A 23,000-nucleotide genomic window follows, 5' to 3' on the forward strand; every position below is an offset into this window, starting at 1 on the left:
AGCTCCTGTGCTAAGTTTTAGGGATAAGAAATTTTCGGAAATTATACCTGCTTTATTTATTATCGCGTAGTGTAGCTGTAAATGTTTTCAGGAATTCGCCAACGCATTTTTACAGGCAGCCTGAAAAAATCTTCAGTCAAACTTATCTACAAAAATCGTTGAAAATTTGTGTGGATAAGTCGCTTAATTCACTGTTATGACAATATAATTAAATACTGCCTATTTTTTAATCAGGCTCCGACATAGCATAAATACCGTCCAAATTGCGCCACAATTTTTTTGCATCCATGCCAAACCCAAACACAAAACGATTGGGTACGTCCAAACCCACATAATCCGCAGTAATGGCTTTATTTTTTGGCAATAATTTATTAGCAAACACCGCCGAATGACAACTATTTGCACCACGCGCCATGATTTCTGCCACAATCGCTTTCATGGTATGCCCTTCGTCTAAAATGTCGTCCAATACCAACACATCACGCCCTGCCACCTCATAAGGTTCGCGTAACCATTCAAATTCGCCCCCTTGCAAACGATCACCATAACGCGTAATGTGAATATAATCAAAATCCAATGGAAATTTCAATAACGGCAATAATTTACCTGTAAAAACCACTGCTCCCCCCATCACCGCCAGCACCAATGGATAAGTTTCACCCAAATCACGCGTGATGTCTTGCGCCATGTGCTGCAACGCTTGTTCGCACACTTGTGGGCTATGGATTTCATCTGCTGCTTCGAGCATGGCCATTGCGTCCAAATAGCAAGATGATTTTTTTGTCATGATATTTTCTCCCAATAAAATAAAAAATGTGATTTTCAGGCAACCTCAGAATAATTTTAGCGCAGTTTTGGCATGCTGTGGATGCGGCACTCACCAAAGATTTGAGTAATGCTCAAAAATGGTATGTTAAAAACCATCTCTGTGGCAATATTTTTCATTTTCAGGCAGCCTGAAAATAAAAGATGATTTGTTTTAACACCAAATATTAATTTACTGATAGAAGCTATTTTATTGTTTTAAAAATATTTTTTATTATAAAGAGGCAGCCTGAAAATATTTACAGTTTTTTGTACTGATAATTAGAGTATTCATTTGAAATTATAGAGTATAATGCCTACTACACACATCTTCATTGGAGAAAAACATGAATAACTCTTTCAATCCCTTGATTATCCGTAACAAAGAATTCATTCCAGTCGTACAAGGCGGTATGGGTGTAGGGGTTTCAGCGTCCAGCTTATCCAGTGCCGTGGCGCGTGAAAATGGCATTGGCACCATCGCCAGCGTGGATTTACGCCATCTGCACGAAGATTTATTAGCCGAATCCAAAATCAATCCGTCCGAAGAAAAATACACGCGACTCAATCTCATCGCTCTGAACCGCGAAATCCAAAAAGCCAAAACCCAAAGCGAAGGACGAGGCATGATTGCCGTAAACGTCATGAAAGCCGTCAAAGACCACGCAGCTTTAGTTCGTCAAGCTTGCGAATCGGGCGCAGATGCCATTGTCATGGGCGCAGGTTTACCATTGGATTTGCCTGAATTAGTGGGCGATTATCGCAAAAATGTGTCTTTATTTCCAATTTTGTCGGAATCGCGTGGGATTGGTATCGTGTTGAAACGTTGGATGAAAAAAGGTGTATTACCCGATGCAATTGTCATTGAACACCCTGCCCACGCGGCAGGACACTTAGGTTCGGCAACCGTCAAAGGCGTAAACGATGAAAAATTTGATTTTAAACGTGTTTTAGAAGAAACTTTTGAATTATTTAAACAATTAGATTTAGAACGCGAAAAAATTCCCATGATTCTAGCAGGTGGCATGGCAAATTTTCAAAAGGTGTCTACCGCTTTACGCGAATGGGGTGCCAATGCGGTGCAAATTGGCACAGCATTCGCAGTAACCAAAGAAGGTGATGCGCACATCAATTTCAAAAATACATTAATGGGTGCAGAACGTGAGCAAGTAGTTGAGTTTATGTCGGTTGCTGGTTTACCTGCACGTGGCGTGGCAACTCGATTCCTGTCTAGCTACATCAAACGCGAAGAAAAATTACAAGCCAACGCCAAAGCGGACCCCAAACGTTGCACACAAGGCATTAATTGTTTAACAACTTGCGGCTTACGCGATGGATTGCCCAACGCTGGACAATTTTGCATCGATTTGAAATTAGCCGAAGCTTTCCGTGGCGAAGTAGATAAGGGTTTGTTTTTCCGTGGTAAAGACCCATTGCCATTTGGTACAACCATGAAATCTGTCCGAGAAACAGTGGAATATCTGCTAACAGGACAATTGGTCGCCATCAAATAATTTTCATTATTTGTGAACAGAAGCAGCCTGAAACCTTTGCAAAACCTTTAACATGAATCTTTTCTAATTCTATCTAATCAATATATTTTAATTTTAGGTTTGCAAAGGCATTTAGAATGCGTGATTTCTGCTTTTGGACTTGATTCTAAGAACCTGTATTCATAGCCAACGTGAAATGGATTTTTGTCCCAATTAGTACGAATGTAAGGCGAATTTTATGCCAATGTTCCTATTGACATAAAATTCATAAATGAGGCAAAAAAACATGTGCTTTGACTGTGCATACAGGTTCTAAATTCGCGTTCAATTAATTTTCTAACCAAATGGCACTGACCATTCTGCCAGTTTGACCATTGCGCCGATACGAGAAAAACGCATCGCGTTCCAATACGGTACAATGTTCGCCCCCTGAAATTTGCGTAACGCCTTCGTGTTGCAAAATCTGTTTGGCGAGCAAATAAATATCCGCCAAATATTTGCCATGACCAATGGGCGTAAAGGCTTGTTTGGCTTTATCCAATGGAAACGAATCCAACACATCTTCGCCCACTTCAAAGGCTTCCGCGCTAATGGCTGGTGCAAAATATGCCATTAATTCAACAGGTTCAACGCCTATTGCTGCTACTGTATTTTGTAATACGCCATTTGCCAGTCCGCGCCAACCCGCATGCGCCGCCGCCACAACCGTACCTGCACAATCACAAAATAATACAGGTAAACAATCCGCTGTCATGACTGCGCACGCGACTTTTCCCGTATTGTCCCATGATGCATCTGCATTGAGCGGTACATGGAGACTGTCGGTGGCGCGTACCACTTCAGCACTGTGAATTTGATTGAGATATGCCATTGGCACAGGCACATTTTGTTGTACCAATGCGCGATTTCGTGCAACATGGTCGGGGTTGTCGCCAACGTGTGCGCCCACATTTAAGCTGGCATACACGCCTTGACTCACGCCACCATTACGCGTAGTAATGAGTGTTTTGACATTTTTTGGGGCGTGCCAATTGGCGACAAAATAGCTGCCTGAAAGCACATTGGGAAGATGAATGGCTTGCGAAAGTGAATGAGACATAACGTGGACTCCTGATTGATGATGAAATAGCGACTCTAAAAATATAGTGAAATCAAATGGTAAAAGACGGTTACGTCTACCATGTTAGAACAGTATGTTATGGTAAGTGTAGGCGTGCTTTAAATTCAGATTTGTACAGGTTGTAACGTCCTGAATTCATTGCACCGTCGTATAAAGGCTGCCTGAAAATTTGATTTTATTTTCAGGCAGCCCGAAGCTTTCGCAAAATCCTTATATTGAATTTATTCAACGATTATGCTTTTTTTGCAATTTTCGCGATGCGTTGATGCCATTCTTGAACACTTAAAACCGTTAATTGATTCAATGATTTGACCCCTTCACTCATGGCTTCTCCCCCAGCGATGGTGGTATATTGTGGTACACGCGCCATCAATGCACTACGGCGAATAGAGTGGCTATCCGAAATGGATTGCGTGTCGCTGGATGTGGTGTTAATGACCAGTGCAATTTCGCCATTTTTAATAGAATCAACGATATGCGGACGACCTTCCAATACTTTATTGACGATTTGTACAGTGATGCCATGTTCTGCCAAATAAGCGGCTGTACCACGTGTCGCGCACACACCGTAGCCCAATGACAAGAAATTTTTAACTGTATTGAGAATCAAAGGCTTGTCTGCATCTTTTACCGCCACAAATACTTTGCCCGTAGTTGGCATCCGCTCGCCTGCACCCAATTGTGCTTTCAAATATGCTTCACCAAAGGTTTCGGCAACACCCATTACTTCGCCTGTTGAGCGCATTTCAGGCCCAAGGATTGTGTCCACACCAGGGAATTTAATGAATGGGAACACCGCTTCTTTGACTGCATAAAAATCAGGTACAACTTCTTTAGTAACCTGTTGTTCTTTCAATGAGATACCAGCCATTGCACGCGCACCGATTTTTGCTAACGGCACAGAAGTTGCTTTGGATACGAATGGAACAGTACGGCTGGCGCGTGGGTTTACCTCCAACACAAATACCACGCCATCTTGTACAGCAAATTGTACGTTCATCAAACCTTTGACATTCAAGGCAAACGCCATCGCTTTGGTTTGGCGGCGGATTTCATCTTGAGTTTCAATACTCAACGAATACGGAGGCAGAGAGCAGCCTGAATCGCCCGAGTGAATGCCTGCTTGTTCAACGTGTTGCATAATGCCACCAATCACGACTTCTTCGCCATCTGACACGCAATCCACATCTACTTCAATTGCATTATTCAAGAAAAAATCCAGCAAAACAGGGCTGTCTTCTGAAACTTGCACCGCTTCGCGCATATAAGTTTGTAATTGTTCAGGAGAATGAACTACTTGCATTGCGCGACCACCCAAGACATAAGACGGACGAACCACCAATGGATACCCAATTTCTTCCGCCAAACGCAAGGCTTCATCTTCTGCACGAGCTGTACGATTGGGCGGTTGACGCAGTCCCAAATCATTTAACACTTTTTGGAAACGTTCACGATCTTCAGCAGCATCAATGCTATCGGCAGATGTACCGATGATATTGACACCATTTTCAACCAGCGCGTTTGCTAATTTCAATGGCGTTTGACCGCCATAATGCACAATCACGCCCCAAGGATTTTCCTTGCGCACAATTTCTAACACATCTTCTAAAGTCAATGGTTCAAAATACAAGCGATCGGACGTATCAAAATCAGTGGAAACGGTTTCAGGATTGCAATTGACCATAATCGTTTCAAAACCTGATTCACGCAATGCCAACGCCGCATGGACGCAACAATAGTCAAACTCAATACCTTGACCAATGCGGTTCGGGCCGCCGCCTAAAATCATCACCTTTTTATTATCGGTTGGGCGTGATTCGCACTCTTCTTCGTAAGTGGAATACAAATAAGCGGTGTCGGTTGCAAATTCTGCTGCGCAAGTATCCACGCGTTTGTAAATAGGATGCAAATTCAAAGCATAGCGGTGTTCCCGGACTTCTTTTTCGCTGATATTCGATAATTGGGCAATGCGTTTATCTGCAAAACCTTTGCGTTTCAAACGGCGCAAAGTTGGATAATCCAAATCTTTCAGGCAGCCTGAACTGATTTTTTGTTCTTCTTTAACCAAATCTTCAATTTGTGCCAAGAACCAATCATCAATTTTGCAAATATCGTAAACTTCTTGGATTGAGAAACCTGCGCGGAATGCGTCCGCCACAAACAACATACGTTCTGCACGTGGCGTTGCCAATTCACGGCGAATTTCGGCTTTATCGGTTGAACGTGGATTGAAACCGCATAAGCCTGTTTCTAAACCGCGTAGGGCTTTTTGGAAACTTTCCTGAATGGTGCGTCCCATTGCCATGACTTCGCCCACCGATTTCATTTGCGTGGTTAAGGTGTCGTCTGCAGCAGGGAATTTTTCAAATGCGAAACGTGGGATTTTAGTAACGACATAATCAATAGAAGGCTCAAACGATGCAGGTGTACGACCGCCTGTAATGTCGTTACGCAATTCATCTAGTGTGAAACCCACTGCCAATTTTGCGGCTACTTTAGCAATCGGGAAACCAGTCGCCTTACTTGCCAATGCAGACGAGCGCGACACACGCGGATTCATCTCAATCACAATCATTTCGCCATTGGCAGGATTCACCGCAAATTGCACGTTAGAACCACCTGTGTCCACGCCAATTTCACGCAATACCGCCAACGAAGCATTACGCATAATTTGGTATTCTTTGTCAGTCAAAGTTTGTGCAGGCGCAACGGTAATGGAATCGCCTGTATGCACGCCCATTGGGTCGAAGTTTTCAATGGAACACACGATAATGCAGTTATCGTTTTTATCGCGCACGACTTCCATTTCGTACTCTTTCCAACCCAAAACCGATTGTTCAATCAACAATTCATGGGTTGGTGATGCGTCAAAACCGCGTTCGCAAATCGCCAAAAATTCATCTTTGTTGTAGGCAATACCACCACCCGAACCACCCATTGTGAATGACGGACGAATTAAAGTTGGGAAACCCACTTCTTCTTGTGCGCGTAAGGCTTCGTTCATGGTATGGCAAATGAAAGATTTGGGCGTATTCAAGCCAATTTTCGCCATTGCGTCTTTGAAACGTCCGCGGTCTTCGGCTTTGTCAATCGCGTCTTCGCTTGCGCCAATCAATTCAACATTGTATTTGCGTAATACGCCATTGCGTGCTAAATCCAAGGCGCAATTCAACGCGGTTTGTCCGCCCATGGTTGGCAAAATCGCGTCGGGGCGTTCTTTGGCGATAATTTTCTCAACAGTTTGCCACATAATTGGCTCAATGTAGGTAACATCAGCCATTTCGGGGTCGGTCATAATGGTGGCGGGGTTGGAATTGACTAAGATGACTTTGTAGCCTTCTTCGCGCAATGCTTTACACGCTTGTGCGCCCGAATAGTCAAATTCACAGGCTTGACCAATCACAATTGGGCCTGCACCAATGATTAAGATGGATTTTAGGTCGGTTCTTTTGGGCATTTTGGGTCTTTCTTAAATGATTAATTTAATTAGTTCTGCATCTGTTTATTCATGATGTGGGTTATTTGATTTTGAGTATATCCAAAATATTTTTTACTTTGTTTTGGAATTAAAGAATAAAGTTTGCAAAACGTTTCAGGCTGCCTGAATAAATTTTACTTAAAAAAAAACACGCGCCACAACTTCAAAAAATTGTGTAACGTGCTTTCATATTTGCCATGCAGGAAAGCAAGGCATTCTAAGTGAAATAGGCGATGGATTCAAGTCTTGACAAATCGCGCAAGACTTTCACGCTGCCTGAAAAACGTGTTATGCTATTATTTTTATTTGAGAATTTTAATATGTTTACGGATACGCATTGTCATTTGGCGGATTTGGCTTTCAGGCTGCCTGAAATTTTGACGCAAGCACACGATGCGGGTGTCTCGGGTTTTGTGGTGCCAGCCACGCAACCTAATGATTGGCAAGCTGTTTTATCAATGAATTCGGTAACTGGTGTGCGTGCGGTGGCTGTGGGTTTACACCCTTGGTTTGCGGAAAATCAAGGGGATTTTCTTGCTGACTTAGCAACGATTTTGGTGGAAAATCCGCGAGTTTGGGTTGGTGAAATCGGTTTAGACGCGCTGATTCAAATACCGAAAGAGATTCAATTATCTATTTTTGAAAGGCAAATTTTATTAGCCAAACAATTTAATCGCCCAATAATTATTCACAATGTCCGTAGCACAGCACTCATTGTCAATACAATCAAACAGTTAAAATTTGAATGTGGTGGTATTGTTCACGCATTTTCAGGCAGCATTGAAGAAGCCAATATTTTGATTAAACTGGGTTTTAAAATTGGGTTAGGAAGTTTACTGTTGAATCCGAATGCCAAAAAAGCGCATCGTGCAGCAATAGAATTGCCATTGGAACACGTTCTCTTAGAAACCGATAGCCCATATATGCAGCCAAATCACACCAATACGCCAGCAAATGTTGCGAAAATTGCGCAAATTGTCGCTAAATCACGCCAAATTTCATTGATGGATTTGGCGATGCAATTGGAACAAAATCTTTTGGAATTATTAATTGATTGATTTTTTTGCTTATTATCTCCAATCTTCTCATCTCCAATTAGGACCTGTGTTTATTGTTTTTTTGTTGGATGATGCATCTTTCAGGCAGCCTGAAAAGAATGCTTGCGATAAAATCAAAAATTTCTTATAATTTCGCCCTTTGTAAACCTTGCTGCTCGCACTCGCATGGCGAGTGGCTGTTTTTAACCACCCGTAAGGAGATAACATGCGTCATTACGAAATCGTGTTTATCGTTCATCCTGACCAAAGCGAACAAGTCAACGCTATGGTAGAACGCTATAAAACCATGATTACCGAAGCAGGCGGTAAAATCCATCGCTTGGAAGATTGGGGTCGTCGCCAATTGGCTTACCCAATCAATAAAATCCACAAAGCACACTATGTGTTGATGAATATTGAAGCCACGCCAGCGACCGTAGATGAGTTGGAAACGGCATTCCGTTTTAACGATGCGGTATTGCGCCATTTAACGATTCAAACCAAATCGGCCATTACTGAAGCATCTCCGATGATGCGTGAAGAAAAATCAAAAAGCCTCATTGTTAATGAACGCGATGAGACTGAAAAAGAAGAAGCTGCTGAAGCATAATTGGATAATCAATTTACATTGACTGCGATTTTGCAACGGGTAGATGTGTTGCGTTATACGCCATCGGGTACACCTATTTTAGATGTGATGTTGCAGCACGAGAGTTGGCAAGAGGAAAATCATATTCCTTGTCAAATTAAATTTGAACTTCCTGCGCGAATCATTGGTCAAAATGCACAAGCATGGCAGCATGAGCAGGGTGAATGCGTTACCGTAACGGGTTTTCTGGCACAACGTAGCCAACGAAGTAATCGCCCTATGCTGCGAATTCAACATATTACAAAATATAAAGGTTAAACGACATGGCTCGTCAAACATTTAAACGCCGTAAATTCTGCCGTTTTACTGCAGAAAAGATCCAAGAAGTGGATTACAAACAAGTGGATTTGCTGAAAGATTTCATCACTGAAAACGGCAAAATTATTCCTGCTCGCATCACTGGTACTAAGGCTCACTACCAACGTCAATTGGCAGTTGCTGTGAAACGCGCTCGCTTTTTGGCATTGCTGCCTTACACTGACCAACATAAATAATTAGGAGTTTATATTATGCAAATTATCTTGTTGGAACGCGTTGCTGGTTTGGGCAATTTGGGTGATGTGGTAACTGTAAAAAATGGTTACGCTCGCAATTTTTTGATTCCTACAGCCAAAGCAAAACGCGCTACTGAAGCCAATTTGAAAGAATTTGAAGCTCTTCGTGCTGAACTTGAAGCCAAACAAGCTGCAGCATTGGCAGATGCCCAAGCTCGTCAAGCTAAATTAGATGGTCAAACCATTACCGTTGCGCAAAAGGCAGGGGTTGACGGTCGCTTGTTCGGTTCTGTAACCAATGCAGATATCGCCAATGCCATCAAAGTTGCTGGTATTGAAGTAGTTAAATCAAATGTACGTTTGCCTGAAGGACCATTCAAAGCCATTGGCGAATATGATGTAGAAATTGCATTACATGCAGATGTGGTTGCAGCCATTAAATTAGTGGTTGTTCCCGCAACTGAATAATTTTAACAAATAGGGCAGCCTGAAGAGAAATTTCTTCTTTTCAGGCTGTTTTTTATTTTTGTAAAACCCATTTGATGTCATCTCCGATTGAGGTTACGGAAATTGTACGCCAATCAGGAGATTTAGTTAAAACAGTTGGATTTTCAGGCAGCTTGAAAATACCACGCGCTGTATTACCAAGAATTTTAGGTGATTGAAAATACACAATTTCATCAACCAAATCGGCTTGCAGAAAGGCAGTTGCCAAAGTTTGCCCAGCTTCTAGTAACACTTCTCCGACTCCGTTTTGTGCCAAAATTTCGCTGACCCAATGTAAATTCAATTGCGCTATTTTTTCAGGCTGCCTGAAAACCCGTAGATTTTCATATTTTGCTACCCAGCTAGGCGTATCAGTCAAAGTAAATAGCCAAGTCTCACCATCATCTTGTACCACTTGGCTTTTTTCAGGCAGCCTGAAATAACTGTCCAAAATCACACGAATTGGTTGGCGCAACGTGTTGAATTGGCGAACATTTAATTGTGGATTATCCGCCAAAATTGTACCAATGCCCGTGAGAATCGCGCAACTTTGGGCGCGTAATTGCTGCACATCTGAACGCGCCAATTCGCCTGTAATCCACTTGCTACACCCATCAGATAAAGCAGTTTTGCCGTCAAAGCTGGCAGCCATTTTCAGTGAAATAAAGGGGCGTTTTCGTTCAATTCTGCTTAAGAATCCACGATTTAACTCTCGTGCCTTGTGTTCCAGCAAGCCGCATTCTACCAATACGCCCGCCGCCGTTAAAATCGCCAAACCTTTGCCTGCAACTAACGGATTGGGATCGCGCATGGCTGCTACAACTCTTGCCACACCTGATTCACGTAAGGATTCGGCGCAAGGCGGCGTCCTGCCGTAGTGGGCGCACGGTTCAAGGGTAACGTAAGCGGTTGCGCCTTGCGCCAATGAACCAGCTTGACGTAAGGCATGGACTTCGGCATGGGGTTCGCCTGCTTTAACGTGAAAGCCTTGTCCTACAATTTGTTCGCCGTGTGCAATAACGCAGCCTACGCGAGGATTTGGGGATGTGGAGAATCGCCCTTGCCATGCCAATTCTAGGGCACGGTGCATATGTGCATGGTCTAAATCGGAAAAATGAGTGGCCATGATTTTCAAAATAATTTATCTTTAAATTAACCAATTAATTCATCAGTAATTTTTTGCAATAATGCCAAGCGTTCGGCACGAATTTCACCACGTTCAGCTGCCATTTTAAACGCGCAATTGGGTTCGGCACGATGCGTGCAATTATGAAAACGACATCGTCCAATCAAGTGGCGCAAATCAGGGAAATAATTCGGTAAATCATAGGGCTGCAAATGATGTAAACCAAATTCTTGCAGTCCTGGACTATCAATCAATTTGGTTTTTTCATTTAAATCATAAAGTTGTGCATGAGTTGTGGTGTGCTTACCAGAATCCAATGCGGCGGAAATATCATTGGTACGTGCGCGTTGTTCGCCCAGCAATGCATTAGTCAGCGTGGATTTACCCATACCACTCTGTCCCAACAGAATATTGGTTTGCCCATGTAAGACCGTTTTCAGGCTGCCTACATCTTGATGCGCGGATAATTCAATAATTTTATAACCAATTGTTTCATAAAATGAAAATTTTTCTCGCCATGCATTTGTCTCGGGCAAATCTGATTTATTCAACACAATAATCGCGTGAATACCTGCCGCTTCCGCTGCAATCAAAGCGCGTTGCAACAAAGTTTCACTTGGGCTAGGAATTGCTGCCACCACGATAATAAGTTGCGATACATTAGCGGCAATCAATTTGGATTTCCACGCGTCTTGGCGATAAAGCAAACTTTGGCGCGGTAAAACCGATTCAATCACCACTTGCTCTTGGTTAATTAATTGAATATTAACGAAATCTCCACATGCGTAATCGGTGCGTTTGCTACGCGTACTGGCTTCGTAGATTTGTTGAGAATGGGTGCGGACGATATAGCGGCGACCGTAACTGGTAATGATTTGGGCGGTGGATTGGGTCATGAATATCTTGTCAATCAGAAAATATGTTTCAGGCAGCCTGAAAGGCTTTTTCAAGCTGCCTAAGCTATTCAGCTAACTCATTGAATATTTGGAAATAAGTTGGAAAAGTTTTATGCGTACATTTGGGGTCATTAATGGTAACCGATACGCCCAACAACGATACCAGTGAAAAACACATTGCCATCCGATGATCATCGTAGGTATCAATTTTTGCATTATTAATTAATTGCTTAGGCGGTGTAATATAAATTGCATCATTTTCTTCTACGACTATTGCGCCAACTTTTCTTAATTCGGTTGCCATCGCAGTGATGCGGTCGGTTTCTTTCACGCGCCACGAGCCAATATTGCGAATCGCACAAGGCGCACCTGTTGCTAAAGCCACTATCGCCAATGTCATCGCTGCATCGGGAATGTGATTCGCGTCCAAATCAAACGGTAAAATGGATTGATTCACCGCACGAGAAACTTCAATGAAATCATCGCCCCATGTTACGGTCGCACCGATTTTTTCCAATTCATGCACAAACGCCACATCGCCTTGAATGGCGTGTTTGCCCAAACCCGTTACGCGCACGGGTTTGCCCGACAATAAGCCTGCCGCTAAAAAATAACTTGCGCTAGACGCATCGCCCTCTACATGAATCAGTTCTGGCGCACGGTAGTGTGTTTTTGCAGGCAATCTGAAAATCTGATGGGCTTGATTGTCCACATGAATGTCAAATTTTTTCATTAAATTCAATGTGATATTAATATATGGCTTAGAAATTAATTCACCTTGCACATGAATTTCATACGCTTTACCCGTGAGTGGCAATGCCATCAACAACGCTGTCAAAAATTGGCTAGAAACATCGCCTTTGATGGGGATTTTGCGAATTTTTGTATCTGTGAAATCATGAATTTGTAAAGGTGGATAACCTTCATTGCCTAAATATTCCACATTTGCACCCACAATACGCAGTGCGTCCACCAAATCACCAATTGGGCGTTCGTGCATTCGTGCCACGCCATACAAATGGTAATTGCCCCCCAAAATCGCCAAAGCAGCCGTTAAAGGACGAAACGCCGTGCCAGCATTGCCTAAAAATAAATCGGCGTGTTGGTTGGGGAATACGCCATTTTGTCCAGTTACTTTTAGGCTGCCTGAAAGGCTTTTTTGTAATGGAATACCTAATTTTTCAAGGGCTTCGAGCATTCTATCGGTGTCATCTGATTGTAGCAATGAGTGAATTTGACAAACATTGTCAGACAAAGCAGCCAGTAATAAAATGCGGTTGCTGATGCTTTTAGAACCTGGTAAAGCAACGGTATTGCTGCTTTTCAATTGGCGCGGCGGTAAGAAAATAAATTCATTCATATCAAATGATTATGCTTTTAGTCTGCTTAGAATATCAGTTTTCAGTATTGATGTAAGTCAAAGCGGCGGTTAATTCTTTTTGGTTGCTTTCAGGGTTGTTGGCGCAGACATTGTAAATTTGTTCGCCGTGCATGACCACAACGCATTGTTCATTTAAGGTTGGGTTGCCATCAGCATCGGTTTGGCTAAATTGGTAGCTCATGCGATTAGCGGACGCTGCACTAATGTTTACGTTACTCAAAGATTTATCGGCTTCAATAGCAGATTTAAGTTTAGTGAAATAATCTGCAGGTTTCTTGGTTATGCCCACATGAACCACATATAAAGTTGTACCAGTAACTTTATCTTGTTGTAATAAGACGACTTTATTTTTTTCTACGCCTTCAGGCAGCAATTCGGCATCTTGCATTTTGTCAGCAAAATCGCCAGATGTATTGATGCTGATTTTTCCATCACTGCTTTTTAGCGTAACAGTATGGGCTTGCATGGGATTACTGGCGGCATCAGGTGCGGGCGTGGCTGCTGGATTGTCATTGGTTTGATTTTGTTGATTATTTTGACCCGAGCAAGCAGTTAATGCTAATACACTCGTCAGTAAGAGTGCGCGTAATTTCATGTTAAACATCATCAGTTCCAAATTCACGTATAAAGGTACGATTATAACCATTTTTATAGTGAAATAAAATTGTAATATTACAATTCATACATCATGGTTGCCTTGCATCATTTTTATTTTAGTATAAAAAATTAGGCAGCCTGAAAATACAGGTTGCCTAATTTATTTAATGAAACAAATAATTAAGGTTTACGCAATGACACCACAATAGCTGCACTTCGACTTTTCCATGCAATAGGAATCACAAAAGAACGGTCTTTGCGTGGTAACATGATTTCATCAGGGGCTCCGCGCAAAACGATGGGTACTGAAATCTCAAATTCTTCACCAAATTCGCTACGTGCATTACCAGCGATGGTGTTAGCAACTTCACCGACTAAGTCAATCATGAATGCTTCGCTAATGTCTTTTTCGCCCATCAAAACCAACAAGCGTTCCAGCAATTCTTTTGGGGCGGTAAAATACACAATACCTTTGCTTTTACCAGAAATCGCAATCACACCCGTGAAATCTTTGGCAGAGGGAACGCTGTTTTCTACCAAATAAGGCGTACCAACTGTTAATTCTTCTGGATCCATCATTTGTTCAAAATATTTTTGAACACCTTCCAAAAATACTTGTAATTTTTCTTCTTTCATGAGTCACTCTTCTGTCATTTCAACGAGGGCATCTAACAACTCCTCGTCAGTAAAGGGTTTGCAAATAAAGCCACGCGCACCAAATTGCAGTGCTTTGATGCCTGTCGCTTTGTCAGAAAGGGCGGAAATGACCAAAATATTGGCATCAGGGTCAAAATCGGTAATGGAAGAGATACACTCCAAACCGTCCATTTTAGGCATGGTTAAATCCATGGTAACAATATTGGGGTGATGTTCTTTATATAATTCCAGCGCATCAAGACCATTCACAGCAGTAGCAACTACTTCGTATTCCATTTCTTTAGAACCACGACTGATGCGATTACGAATTACATTGGAATCATCTACAATCATAATGGTTTTTTTAGCCATTTAGTTTGTTTCTCCATGATTATTTGGGAAAAGTAAATGTGAAGCGAGTGTACGCACCAGCAGCAGTAGAAATATTAATTTTGCCACCTAATGTATTTACGCGGTCTTTAATCACATCCAAACCAACACCACGACCAGCATCGCCAGTGGCTTGTTCTAATGTAGAAAAACCAGAACTGAACATGAGAACCAATAATTCTTTTGTACCCAAAGTAGCTGCTTTTTCTTCAGTATAACGACCCAAGCGAACTGCTTTAGCACGAATAGCTTCGTAGTCAATGCCATTGCCATCATCTTCTAGTTGCAAGACAAACTGACTGCCGTTATCCACTAACTCCATGCGAACATGACCTGCTTCTAATTTACGGCGAGCATGGCGTTCTGCTGGCGTTTCAATACCATGCACCACCGCATTACGCAATAATTGCACAGCAACTTCATGAATAGTGGTACGTAATTCTTCGTTTTCTACATTGTCCACACCAACGTAACTAAAATCAACGACTTTATTGTTGCGTTCAGCGACATCAGAAACCAAGCGTCCGTAATAATCCGCCATACGTGATTTCCCAGTGGTTGAATCGTTGCTGCGAATATCACTGTTACCCAAACGGCTAACCAAATCTTCAATGGTTTGTGTTAAATTCATCAGTTCTTCTAAGTGTACTGTTAACTTGATGAAGTCCTCACCAGATAAATTACTTTTAGATTGCAAGACTTTTAAGTCAGATTCTAAGTTCTCAGCAATGACCGTAAAACCGTGTAAGTTTAACGCATATGCTTCGCCTTTCAGACTGTGCACTTCACGGAAAATTTGTTCTGCTTTACTGCGCAATTCACTTTGTCGTTCACCTGGTGCTTTTAACGTGTTATTGATGGACATATTGTGTTTTTGGGTATTGCGCACAAAATCATCAATATTTTGACGGTCGGCACGCAAAATTGTACTCAACATTTCCAATTGAACATCGTTTTGTTCGCGTTCTTGCTGAATTTTTTGTTCCAATAACACAGCATTAGTTACATCTGACACGTTGACCAAGATACGTGCAATCTCATCACCATGGTACACACGGTTAAATTTGAAATCTAGATAACGTGTTACATCAGTATTGCCTTCGCGAACAGTCATGGCTTGGCGCGTTAAAGGATTCAGGCTGCCAATCAAACGCTCTTTCACACGTGGGTTATACAACTGCCCGACAAAGCTTTGCGTGGTATCCAAATCTTCTTGAGAAATCATCGTACTCAAAACTTCCATCAAGTTATGACCACCAATGTTTTTTTGACCAATCAGGCGTTCCAGTTCTTTTGAATATTGAGAACCAATATTTAAGTCTTTGTCTAACAAGAACAGACCAGAGCTTACGGTATTCATAATCTCCATGGTTTCATGGCGAGCTTCTTCAATTTTGGTGTCGGCCTTATTCAATTGACGCATAATGATGAATACGAATAACAGGAAGAAAACAATCGCACCCACCACACCTGCTAATTGTACATATGACAAAGAAGAGGTACGTTGGTCAATCAAATGATTTAATTTGTTTACCACTGCTGCCACATCTTCATGAATACGTTCATGTGAGTTTTGAGCAGACATTACCGCTAAGTCTAAATTTGCCACGTTAGCAGTAGGTGAGGTAGCATCTTTTAAATAAATACTAATTTGATTGGATAATGGTGTCCATAACTCATTGATGCGATTTAGACTTGCCACATCATCAGAATCTGTTAATGCTGAAATTGCCAATGTGCCATCTTTCGTTTGAATAACACCGCCTTTACGTAAGGCATCAAGGCTAGATTGAAAATCTTTTTGCGCTTCTGTCAAACTTTTTAATGCATGAATAATGTGCGGACTATTTGGATCTTCACCATAACTAACTTTCAAATTAAACAAATCTTGCAGTAAATTATGTGAAGCATATTGTAAAGTTGTGGCAACGGTATGCTCATTATTATTGCGGCGAACGTTACTAGATAAACGAGTAGAGTACGCCATCAACGAAATAACCAATAATAAGAACACACTAATGGTCATTATCAATGCACGATAGCGCGCAAAAAAACCTTCGCTCACCAATACCTTTTTCGTATTTTCAGCAGCCATTTGAGTAGATTCCTTCTGATGACAAATTGAGTGAATTTTTTGATTGTGAAAATTTGTTAAAATTTAACACAATTATTTTATAATATTAATCGCAAATTGCATTTTTGTAAATGTAGGCATAAAATTTTATCGTGAAAATGCTTGTCTTGTGGTTATTTTTATCCGTGCAAGTAACATTGCTTACAAATCTTTGCAACTTGGTAACAATTAAAATTTTTCAGGCTGCCTGAAACCTTTGCAAAACCTTAGAACCCGTATTCACAGCCAAGCGCGATGGATACAGGTTCTTAAAAACGACTATATACTTAACTATAGATACAACGCCAAATTGTCCCGATGAATCAACTCATCTTCAAATGCAAAGCCCAATTTTTCCGCAATTTCATTGGCATGGCAACGTACAATTTTCGCCGTCTCTACACTGCTGTAATTCGCCAAACCACGCGCTACTTCCCTACCCTGCTCGTTCAGCACAGCAATCAACTCACCGCGATGAAAATGTCCGTTCACACGCACGCAACCCACTGGTAACAAACTGCCGTTTTTCTCCAACAACGCCCGTTGCGCACCTGCATCAATGTTCACGCTGCCTGAAATCTGGATATGCCCCAGCAACCATTGTTTACGCGCATTCACACGACTGAATTCACTGGTAAACAACGTTCCGATGCTTTGACCAGCGCACAAACGCTGCAACACTTGTGATTCACGCCCCGATGCCACTACCGTATTTGCGCCACTCAAAGCCGCGCGTTTGGCTGCAAGCACTTTAGTATACATCCCCCCCGTGCCTACGCCCGTGCCTGCACCACCTGCCATGTTTTCTAATTCAGGGTGAGTGGCGGAAATTTCGCTAATGAATTGCGCATCTGGATTTTTGCGTGGGTCGCTGTCGTATAAACCGCGTTGGTCGGTTAGGATAACCAGCGCGTCTGCGTCCACCAAATTGGTTACCAATGCACCAAGCGTGTCGTTGTCGCCCAATTTAATTTCATCTGTGGTTACGGTGTCGTTCTCATTAACAACAGGAACAATATTTTGATTTAAAAGAGTTTTTAGCGTACTTCGCGCATTGAGATAGCGTGTACGATCGCTCAAATCTTCGTGAGTCAATAAAATTTGCGCGGTGTGTAATTGGTGTGCAGAAAAGGCGCGTTCATAGGCTTGCGCGATGCCCATTTGTCCGACTGCGGCAGCGGCTTGCAATTCATTGATAGCGGTGGGACGTTTTACCCAACCCAAGCGTTTCACGCCTTCGGCAATTGCGCCACTGGATACCAAAATCACATCTGTACCAGTGGATTTGATTTGGGCAATTTGATTCGCCCAATTATTGAGTGCATCTTGGTCAATGCCACGACCTTCGGCAGTTACCAAACTAGAACCCACTTTGACAACAATTAATTTGGCTTGAGATAAATTGGTGGACATTTTCAGGCTGCCTTATTTGGGATAAAAATAAAACACTGTTTATACCATTTTTCAGGCTGCCTGAAAATTTAGGCTGCCTGAATTTTTTTAAATACATTAAAAATCATATTGATGCGTTCATCAATCGTTTCTGATTTTACATCAATCCGCAATTTATCCGCACCGCTCATTTTCCAATTTTTTTCTTTTTGCATTAATGAAATGAGTTTTGCTGGTTCAATGGGTGTGTTGGGGTTGAATGTCAATGAAATGCTATTCATATTCGCATCAACCGAATCAATCCCTAATTCTCGCGCCATCAACCGAATTTTATGACTTGCCAATAATGTTTGCGTAGGTGTTTCAGGCAGCCCAAATCTATCTACCAATTCTTCATGAATTTCATTGAGTTGTTGTTGGGTTTCACAAACCGCCAAACGCTTATACAACACCAGCCGCTCATGCACATCAGGACAATACGTTTCAGGCAGCAATGCTGGCGAATGTAATTTGATGTCCGTATTCACACCCAAAGGTGAATCCAAATCAGGTGTTTTGCCTTTTTTCAAATCACGGACGGCTTGTTTGAGCATTTCTGTGTACAAAGTCAATCCAACTTGCATCATTTCGCCTGATTGTCCTTCGCCCAAAATTTCGCCTGCCCCACGAATTTCTAAATCTTGCATCGCCAAACTAAAACCCGCACCCAATTCGTCCGCTGACAAAATCGCGTCCAAACGTTTTTGCGCGTCTTTGGTCAAATATTCGGGCGTTAATAAGTAAGCATAGGCTTGATGATGGCTGCGCCCTACCCGTCCCCGCAACTGGTGCAACTGGGCAATCCCAAATTTATCCGCACGATTGATGATGATGGTGTTGGCATTTGGAATATCAATCCCCGTCTCAATAATGGTGGAACACAACAATACATTGAATTTTTGATTGAGAAAATCACGCATTACCTGTTCCAACTCACGTTCGCGCAATTGTCCATGAGCCACGCCAATTCTTGCTTGAGGCAATAAATTTTCCAATTTATCACGCATATTTTCAATCGTATCTACTTCATTATGCAAGAAAAACACTTGGCCACCACGTTTTAATTCACGCAAAACCGCCTCTTGAATACTCGCTTCGCTAAACGGTTTGACAAATGTTTTGACGGCAAGTCGTCTGCTGGGTGCAGTCGTAATCAGCGAAAAATCACGTAATCCGTCCAATGCCATGCTCAACGTTCGCGGAATGGGTGTAGCGGTCAATGTCAACAAATCCACATTAGCACGCAATCGTTTGAGTTGCTCTTTTTGACGAACGCCAAAACGATGTTCTTCATCAATAATCACAAGCCCTAAATTTTTGAATTGAATATTATCTTGTACCAATTTATGCGTACCAATCACAATATCCACCGTGCCATCAGCCATACCAGCTAAGGCGGATTTGGTGTCTTTTGTGCTGTTAAATCGAGATAATTGGGCGATTTGGACGGGAAAATCCGCAAAACGGTCAGCAAAATTCTTGGCATGTTGTTCCACCAACAACGTTGTTGGCGCAAGCACCGCCACTTGTTTGCCAGCCATAACTGCCACGAACGCCGCTCGCAACGCCACTTCCGTTTTCCCAAAACCCACGTCGCCACACACCAACCTATCCATCGGCTTGGCTTGAGTCAAATCTTTTAACACCGACACAATTGCTGCCGCTTGGTCTTCGGTCTCTTCATAACCAAAACCATCAGCAAAGGCTTGATAATCCAATTCATTGATTTCAAATTTAAAACCTGTTTGAGCCGCACGCTGTGCATACAAATTCAATAATTCGGCGGCGGTATCGCGAGCTTTCTCAATCGCTTTTTGTTTGGCTTTACTCCATGCGTTTGTACCCAGTTTGTGCAATGTGATTTTGTCGCTGGCGTTGCCTGCGTACCGACTGATTAAATGTAATTGAGAAACAGGCACATACAATTGAGATTCATTGGCGTACTCCAACAACATCATTTCCGTGCTTGCGCCACTAAAATCCATCACAGTCAAACCCATATAACGCCCTATTCCATGTTCTTGATGGACAACTGGGTCGCCAATGTTGATTTCCGCTAAATCTCGCAACGTGGTATCAGAAATGCTGGCATGTTTTCGTCTTCGCGTGCGTGGTTTACTAACATATTGATATAAATCATTTTCGGTAATAACTGCCAAACAATTTTCAGGCAGCCTGAAACCTTGAGAAAGCGGCGCAACACAAATACCTATTTGATGATTTTTCAGGCTGCCTGAAACAAATTGCGCCCAATTGTCCAACAAATTCAATGTCAAACCGTGTTGCTTGAAAAAAGCAAACATGGTTTCGCGCCGTCCCAAACTGTCCGCACAAATCAAAATTTTTCCATCAAAAGTTGACTGAAAATCTTGCAACAATTCAAGTGGTTGTTCAGCCTGACGTTTTACGGCAATATTCGGCAAATCATGTCGCCCATCGGTTTTTATCCAAATTTGTGGATATTGTTTCAGGCTGCCTGAAAATTGGTCGGGCGACAAAAACAAATATTGTGGCGCAAGTGGCGGATAAGTTGCATCGCCTTGCGCCATTTTATGACGCGATTTCACATCGTCCCAAAAACGATTGGCGTAGGCGTGAACATCGTCCGTGCACACCACCATCGCATTTTCACCAATATAATCAAATAAATCAACACAACCACTTTCAAAAAAAAGCGGTAAATAATATTCTACACCTGCACCAAATTGCGCTTTATCCACTGCTTTGTACACGGTTGCGCTGGCAAAATCGCCTTCAATCAACTCACGAAATTGGGTGCGGAATAATTTTTGTGCGTGTTCATCGGTGGGAAATTCGTGTGCTGGCAACATTCGGATTTCGGAAACTGGATGAAGCGTACGTTGCGTTTCAGGGTCAAACGTTTTGATACTATCAATTTCTTTATCAAATAAATCAATACGGTATGGAAAATCACTACCCATCGGAAACAAATCCACAATCCCACCACGAACCGCAAACTCACCATTTGCCACCACGTTGGAAACCGCACTGTAACCCGCATTCACGAGATTTTCGCGTAATGCGTCCAAATTCAAATTTTGCCCTACTTTCAAGAAAAACGTTCTGCCCAAAATAAATTCTGTGGGGGCAATTTTTTGCATGGCGGTGGCAACTGGTAAAAATAATGTATTGATTTGATTATTTTTTAATTGCCACAAAACCGACAATCGCTCCGACACCAAATCTTGATGAGGCGAAAAATGTTCGTAGGGCAAAGTTTCCCAATCAGGAAAAAAAACCGCATTATCAGATGGTTGAAAAAATTGCCAAGCCAATTGCAAACGCAAAGCGGTTTCGCTATCTGCTGTCAAAATGATTTTCAGCGTATTTTTGGGGAGATTTTGCGTAAGCAAATAAGGCAGGCTGCCTGAAGACAAGTCCGTCCAATAAGATTTTTGTGTGGGTTTGGGAATAGGAAAATTCATGTTTCAGGCTGCCTGAAAATAATAAAGCCGCCATTTTAACAAATTTTTCAGGCTGCCTTTCATGTTGATTCGCAAAAGGTAGCCTGAAAAATTCAATTAAACATTACAATACTTCACAACCTGTAACAGTCGCGCTGTTTTTTTCGGATTGTGTAAAACCCGATTGCGTACATCGCGCGTAACTGTTACTGATAGCATCATAATTTAAAAATAATTTTTTATTTGCCAGTGTGTTACTTGAATATTTTTCAGATTTTGGTTTGGCGGTAATGATGTAGCTGTTACCCTTATTAATGGATGTAATTGCAAAATCATAATAATCAGTGATATTGGAATCAGCATTGCTGGGTAACACAGCAGTAAATTTGTTGCCAGTACAAGTCGTGTTAACTTTGCCAATATAATCCGCCTTACACTCAAATGAACGCGACAAACCGTAGTAACGCTCCATCATTTTCACATTATCCATGACCACAACACGCGCTTGTTCCAAGCGGCTTCTGTAAATGTAATCTATGTACGATGGATACGCAATCGCCGCCAAAATCGCCACAATTGCCACAGTTACCATCAATTCAACCAATGTAAAACCACGTGAAGAACGTGCAGAATATTTCATGATATTTTCCTTATGAATAAAGCGCATATTATACGTAAAATCAGCAAAATTTATGCCAACTGTTCACTTGCACTTACATATTTTCACAAATTACATTACTATTCAATCCAATTCAACACAAAAAATAGGAAAATAAAATGAGTTACCTAAAAGAACAATTACAATCAGGGTTAAACGCCATGAATTTGGATTTAACCATGCCACAACAATTGTTGTTGTTAGAATATGTTGCGTTGTTAAAAAAATGGAACAGCACTTATAATTTAACCGCCTTGCGCGATGAAAATACCATGATTAGCCATCATTTATTGGATAGCTTAACGTTGTTGCCGTATGTTGCCAACGCACAAACGCTGATGGATGTGGGTTCAGGCGGTGGCATGCCAGGGATTCCCACCGCTATTTGTCGCCCTGATTTGCACATTACACTACTGGATTCTAACACCAAAAAAACCACATTTTTACAACAAGCTGTGATTGAATTAGGCTTGAAGAATGTTACCGTGGCAAGCGGTCGCGTGGAAGCGATGCACGACAAAAAAGTAGACGTGGTAACCAGTCGCGCTTTCGCTGAATTACACGATTTCATTGCGCTGACCAAGCATCTGCTCAACGAAAATGGCTATTGGGCAGCCATGAAAGGCGTGTATCCCTACGAAGAATTGGAAAATGTGCCACAAAATATTGAAGTCTATCAAATTGATAAATTAAATGTCCCCACATTAAATGCCGAACGTCATATGGTTTTGATGCGCCCCAAAAAAGGGTAGAATGTCATTTTTTTCAGGCTGCCTTTTTTGAAAA

At 42.0% G+C, this 23,000-nt stretch carries 20 protein-coding genes; 7 read left to right on the forward strand and 13 right to left on the reverse strand.

Annotated features, from left to right (window positions below):
- Positions 1 to 226 precede the first annotated feature (226 nt).
- Entirely contained in the window at positions 227 to 787 is a 561-nt protein-coding gene (locus tag BWP33_RS09680; RefSeq protein WP_002641502.1) for a hypoxanthine-guanine phosphoribosyltransferase, read from the reverse strand.
- Positions 788 to 1,151: 364 nt separating this feature from the next.
- Here BWP33_RS09680 and BWP33_RS09685 point away from each other — a divergent pair, with 364 nt between their 5' ends.
- Positions 1,152 to 2,318 carry an NAD(P)H-dependent flavin oxidoreductase gene (locus tag BWP33_RS09685; RefSeq protein WP_002641501.1) on the forward strand — a complete coding sequence of 389 codons (1,167 nt, stop codon included), beginning with the start codon at positions 1,152 to 1,154 and terminating at the stop codon, positions 2,316 to 2,318.
- Between the two features lie 307 nt (positions 2,319 to 2,625).
- Here BWP33_RS09685 and pgeF read toward each other — a convergent pair whose 3' ends face one another.
- Positions 2,626 to 3,396 carry a peptidoglycan editing factor PgeF gene (gene pgeF, locus BWP33_RS09690; RefSeq protein WP_002641500.1) on the reverse strand — a complete coding sequence of 257 codons (771 nt, stop codon included), beginning with the start codon at positions 3,394 to 3,396 and terminating at the stop codon, positions 2,626 to 2,628.
- 253 nt (positions 3,397 to 3,649) lie between these two features.
- Complete coding sequence (gene carB / locus BWP33_RS09695) at positions 3,650 to 6,874, reverse strand: carbamoyl-phosphate synthase large subunit (RefSeq protein ID WP_002641499.1); 3,225 nt, start codon at positions 6,872 to 6,874, stop codon at positions 3,650 to 3,652.
- A gap of 341 nt (positions 6,875 to 7,215) precedes the next feature.
- Here carB and BWP33_RS09700 point away from each other — a divergent pair, with 341 nt between their 5' ends.
- The 5 genes from BWP33_RS09700 to rplI all read left to right on the forward strand — a co-directional run bounded on the left by BWP33_RS09700 (position 7,216) and on the right by rplI (position 9,543).
- Complete coding sequence (locus BWP33_RS09700) at positions 7,216 to 7,953, forward strand: TatD family hydrolase (protein WP_002641498.1); 738 nt, start codon at positions 7,216 to 7,218, stop codon at positions 7,951 to 7,953.
- 205 nt (positions 7,954 to 8,158) lie between these two features.
- Positions 8,159 to 8,542, forward strand: coding sequence for a 30S ribosomal protein S6 (gene rpsF / locus BWP33_RS09705; protein ID WP_002641497.1), 384 nt, complete (start codon positions 8,159 to 8,161; stop codon positions 8,540 to 8,542).
- Complete coding sequence (gene priB / locus BWP33_RS09710; RefSeq protein ID WP_002641496.1) at positions 8,543 to 8,839, forward strand: primosomal replication protein N; 297 nt, start codon at positions 8,543 to 8,545, stop codon at positions 8,837 to 8,839.
- A gap of 5 nt (positions 8,840 to 8,844) precedes the next feature.
- Positions 8,845 to 9,075 carry a 30S ribosomal protein S18 gene (rpsR, locus tag BWP33_RS09715; RefSeq protein ID WP_002641495.1) on the forward strand — a complete coding sequence of 77 codons (231 nt, stop codon included), beginning with the start codon at positions 8,845 to 8,847 and terminating at the stop codon, positions 9,073 to 9,075.
- A gap of 15 nt (positions 9,076 to 9,090) precedes the next feature.
- Positions 9,091 to 9,543, forward strand: coding sequence for a 50S ribosomal protein L9 (gene rplI, locus BWP33_RS09720; protein ID WP_002641494.1), 453 nt, complete (start codon positions 9,091 to 9,093; stop codon positions 9,541 to 9,543).
- A 52-nt stretch (positions 9,544 to 9,595) separates the two neighbouring features.
- Here the strand turns inward: rplI and ribD are convergent, their stop codons facing one another.
- From ribD to BWP33_RS09770, 10 genes are all read right to left on the reverse strand, one after another.
- Positions 9,596 to 10,687 (reverse strand): bifunctional diaminohydroxyphosphoribosylaminopyrimidine deaminase/5-amino-6-(5-phosphoribosylamino)uracil reductase RibD, encoded by a 1,092-nt coding sequence (ribD, locus tag BWP33_RS09725; RefSeq protein WP_002641493.1) that lies wholly within the window; start codon positions 10,685 to 10,687, stop codon positions 9,596 to 9,598.
- 26 nt (positions 10,688 to 10,713) lie between these two features.
- Positions 10,714 to 11,583: a ribosome small subunit-dependent GTPase A gene (gene rsgA, locus BWP33_RS09730; protein ID WP_002641492.1), complete on the reverse strand. Its 870-nt coding sequence runs from the start codon at positions 11,581 to 11,583 to the stop codon at positions 10,714 to 10,716.
- Between the two features lie 64 nt (positions 11,584 to 11,647).
- Positions 11,648 to 12,943 (reverse strand): 3-phosphoshikimate 1-carboxyvinyltransferase, encoded by a 1,296-nt coding sequence (gene aroA, locus BWP33_RS09735; RefSeq protein ID WP_002641491.1) that lies wholly within the window; start codon positions 12,941 to 12,943, stop codon positions 11,648 to 11,650.
- A gap of 34 nt (positions 12,944 to 12,977) precedes the next feature.
- The gene (locus tag BWP33_RS09740; protein WP_158666827.1) at positions 12,978 to 13,571 is read right to left on the reverse strand and encodes a cytochrome C; all 594 of its coding nucleotides are present in this window, start codon (positions 13,569 to 13,571) and stop codon (positions 12,978 to 12,980) included.
- 170 nt (positions 13,572 to 13,741) lie between these two features.
- Entirely contained in the window at positions 13,742 to 14,197 is a 456-nt protein-coding gene (locus tag BWP33_RS09745; protein ID WP_002641489.1) for a chemotaxis protein CheX, read from the reverse strand.
- 3 nt (positions 14,198 to 14,200) lie between these two features.
- Positions 14,201 to 14,569 carry a response regulator gene (locus tag BWP33_RS09750; protein ID WP_002641488.1) on the reverse strand — a complete coding sequence of 123 codons (369 nt, stop codon included), beginning with the start codon at positions 14,567 to 14,569 and terminating at the stop codon, positions 14,201 to 14,203.
- 19 nt (positions 14,570 to 14,588) lie between these two features.
- Positions 14,589 to 16,682, reverse strand: a complete 2,094-nt coding sequence (locus BWP33_RS09755) for an ATP-binding protein (protein ID WP_002641487.1) — start codon at positions 16,680 to 16,682, stop codon at positions 14,589 to 14,591.
- Between the two features lie 309 nt (positions 16,683 to 16,991).
- Positions 16,992 to 18,113 carry a glutamate 5-kinase gene (gene proB, locus BWP33_RS09760; RefSeq protein WP_002641486.1) on the reverse strand — a complete coding sequence of 374 codons (1,122 nt, stop codon included), beginning with the start codon at positions 18,111 to 18,113 and terminating at the stop codon, positions 16,992 to 16,994.
- A gap of 68 nt (positions 18,114 to 18,181) precedes the next feature.
- Positions 18,182 to 21,577 carry a transcription-repair coupling factor gene (mfd, locus tag BWP33_RS09765; RefSeq protein ID WP_002641485.1) on the reverse strand — a complete coding sequence of 1,132 codons (3,396 nt, stop codon included), beginning with the start codon at positions 21,575 to 21,577 and terminating at the stop codon, positions 18,182 to 18,184.
- Positions 21,578 to 21,680: 103 nt separating this feature from the next.
- Complete coding sequence (locus BWP33_RS09770; protein ID WP_002641484.1) at positions 21,681 to 22,196, reverse strand: type IV pilin protein; 516 nt, start codon at positions 22,194 to 22,196, stop codon at positions 21,681 to 21,683.
- Between the two features lie 137 nt (positions 22,197 to 22,333).
- Between BWP33_RS09770 and rsmG the strand changes: the two genes are divergently transcribed.
- Positions 22,334 to 22,966 carry a 16S rRNA (guanine(527)-N(7))-methyltransferase RsmG gene (gene rsmG / locus BWP33_RS09775; protein ID WP_002641483.1) on the forward strand — a complete coding sequence of 211 codons (633 nt, stop codon included), beginning with the start codon at positions 22,334 to 22,336 and terminating at the stop codon, positions 22,964 to 22,966.
- Positions 22,967 to 23,000 lie beyond the last annotated feature (34 nt).

Source organism: Simonsiella muelleri ATCC 29453, from assembly GCF_002951835.1.
Taxonomy (GTDB): Bacteria; Pseudomonadota; Gammaproteobacteria; order Burkholderiales; family Neisseriaceae; genus Simonsiella; species Simonsiella muelleri.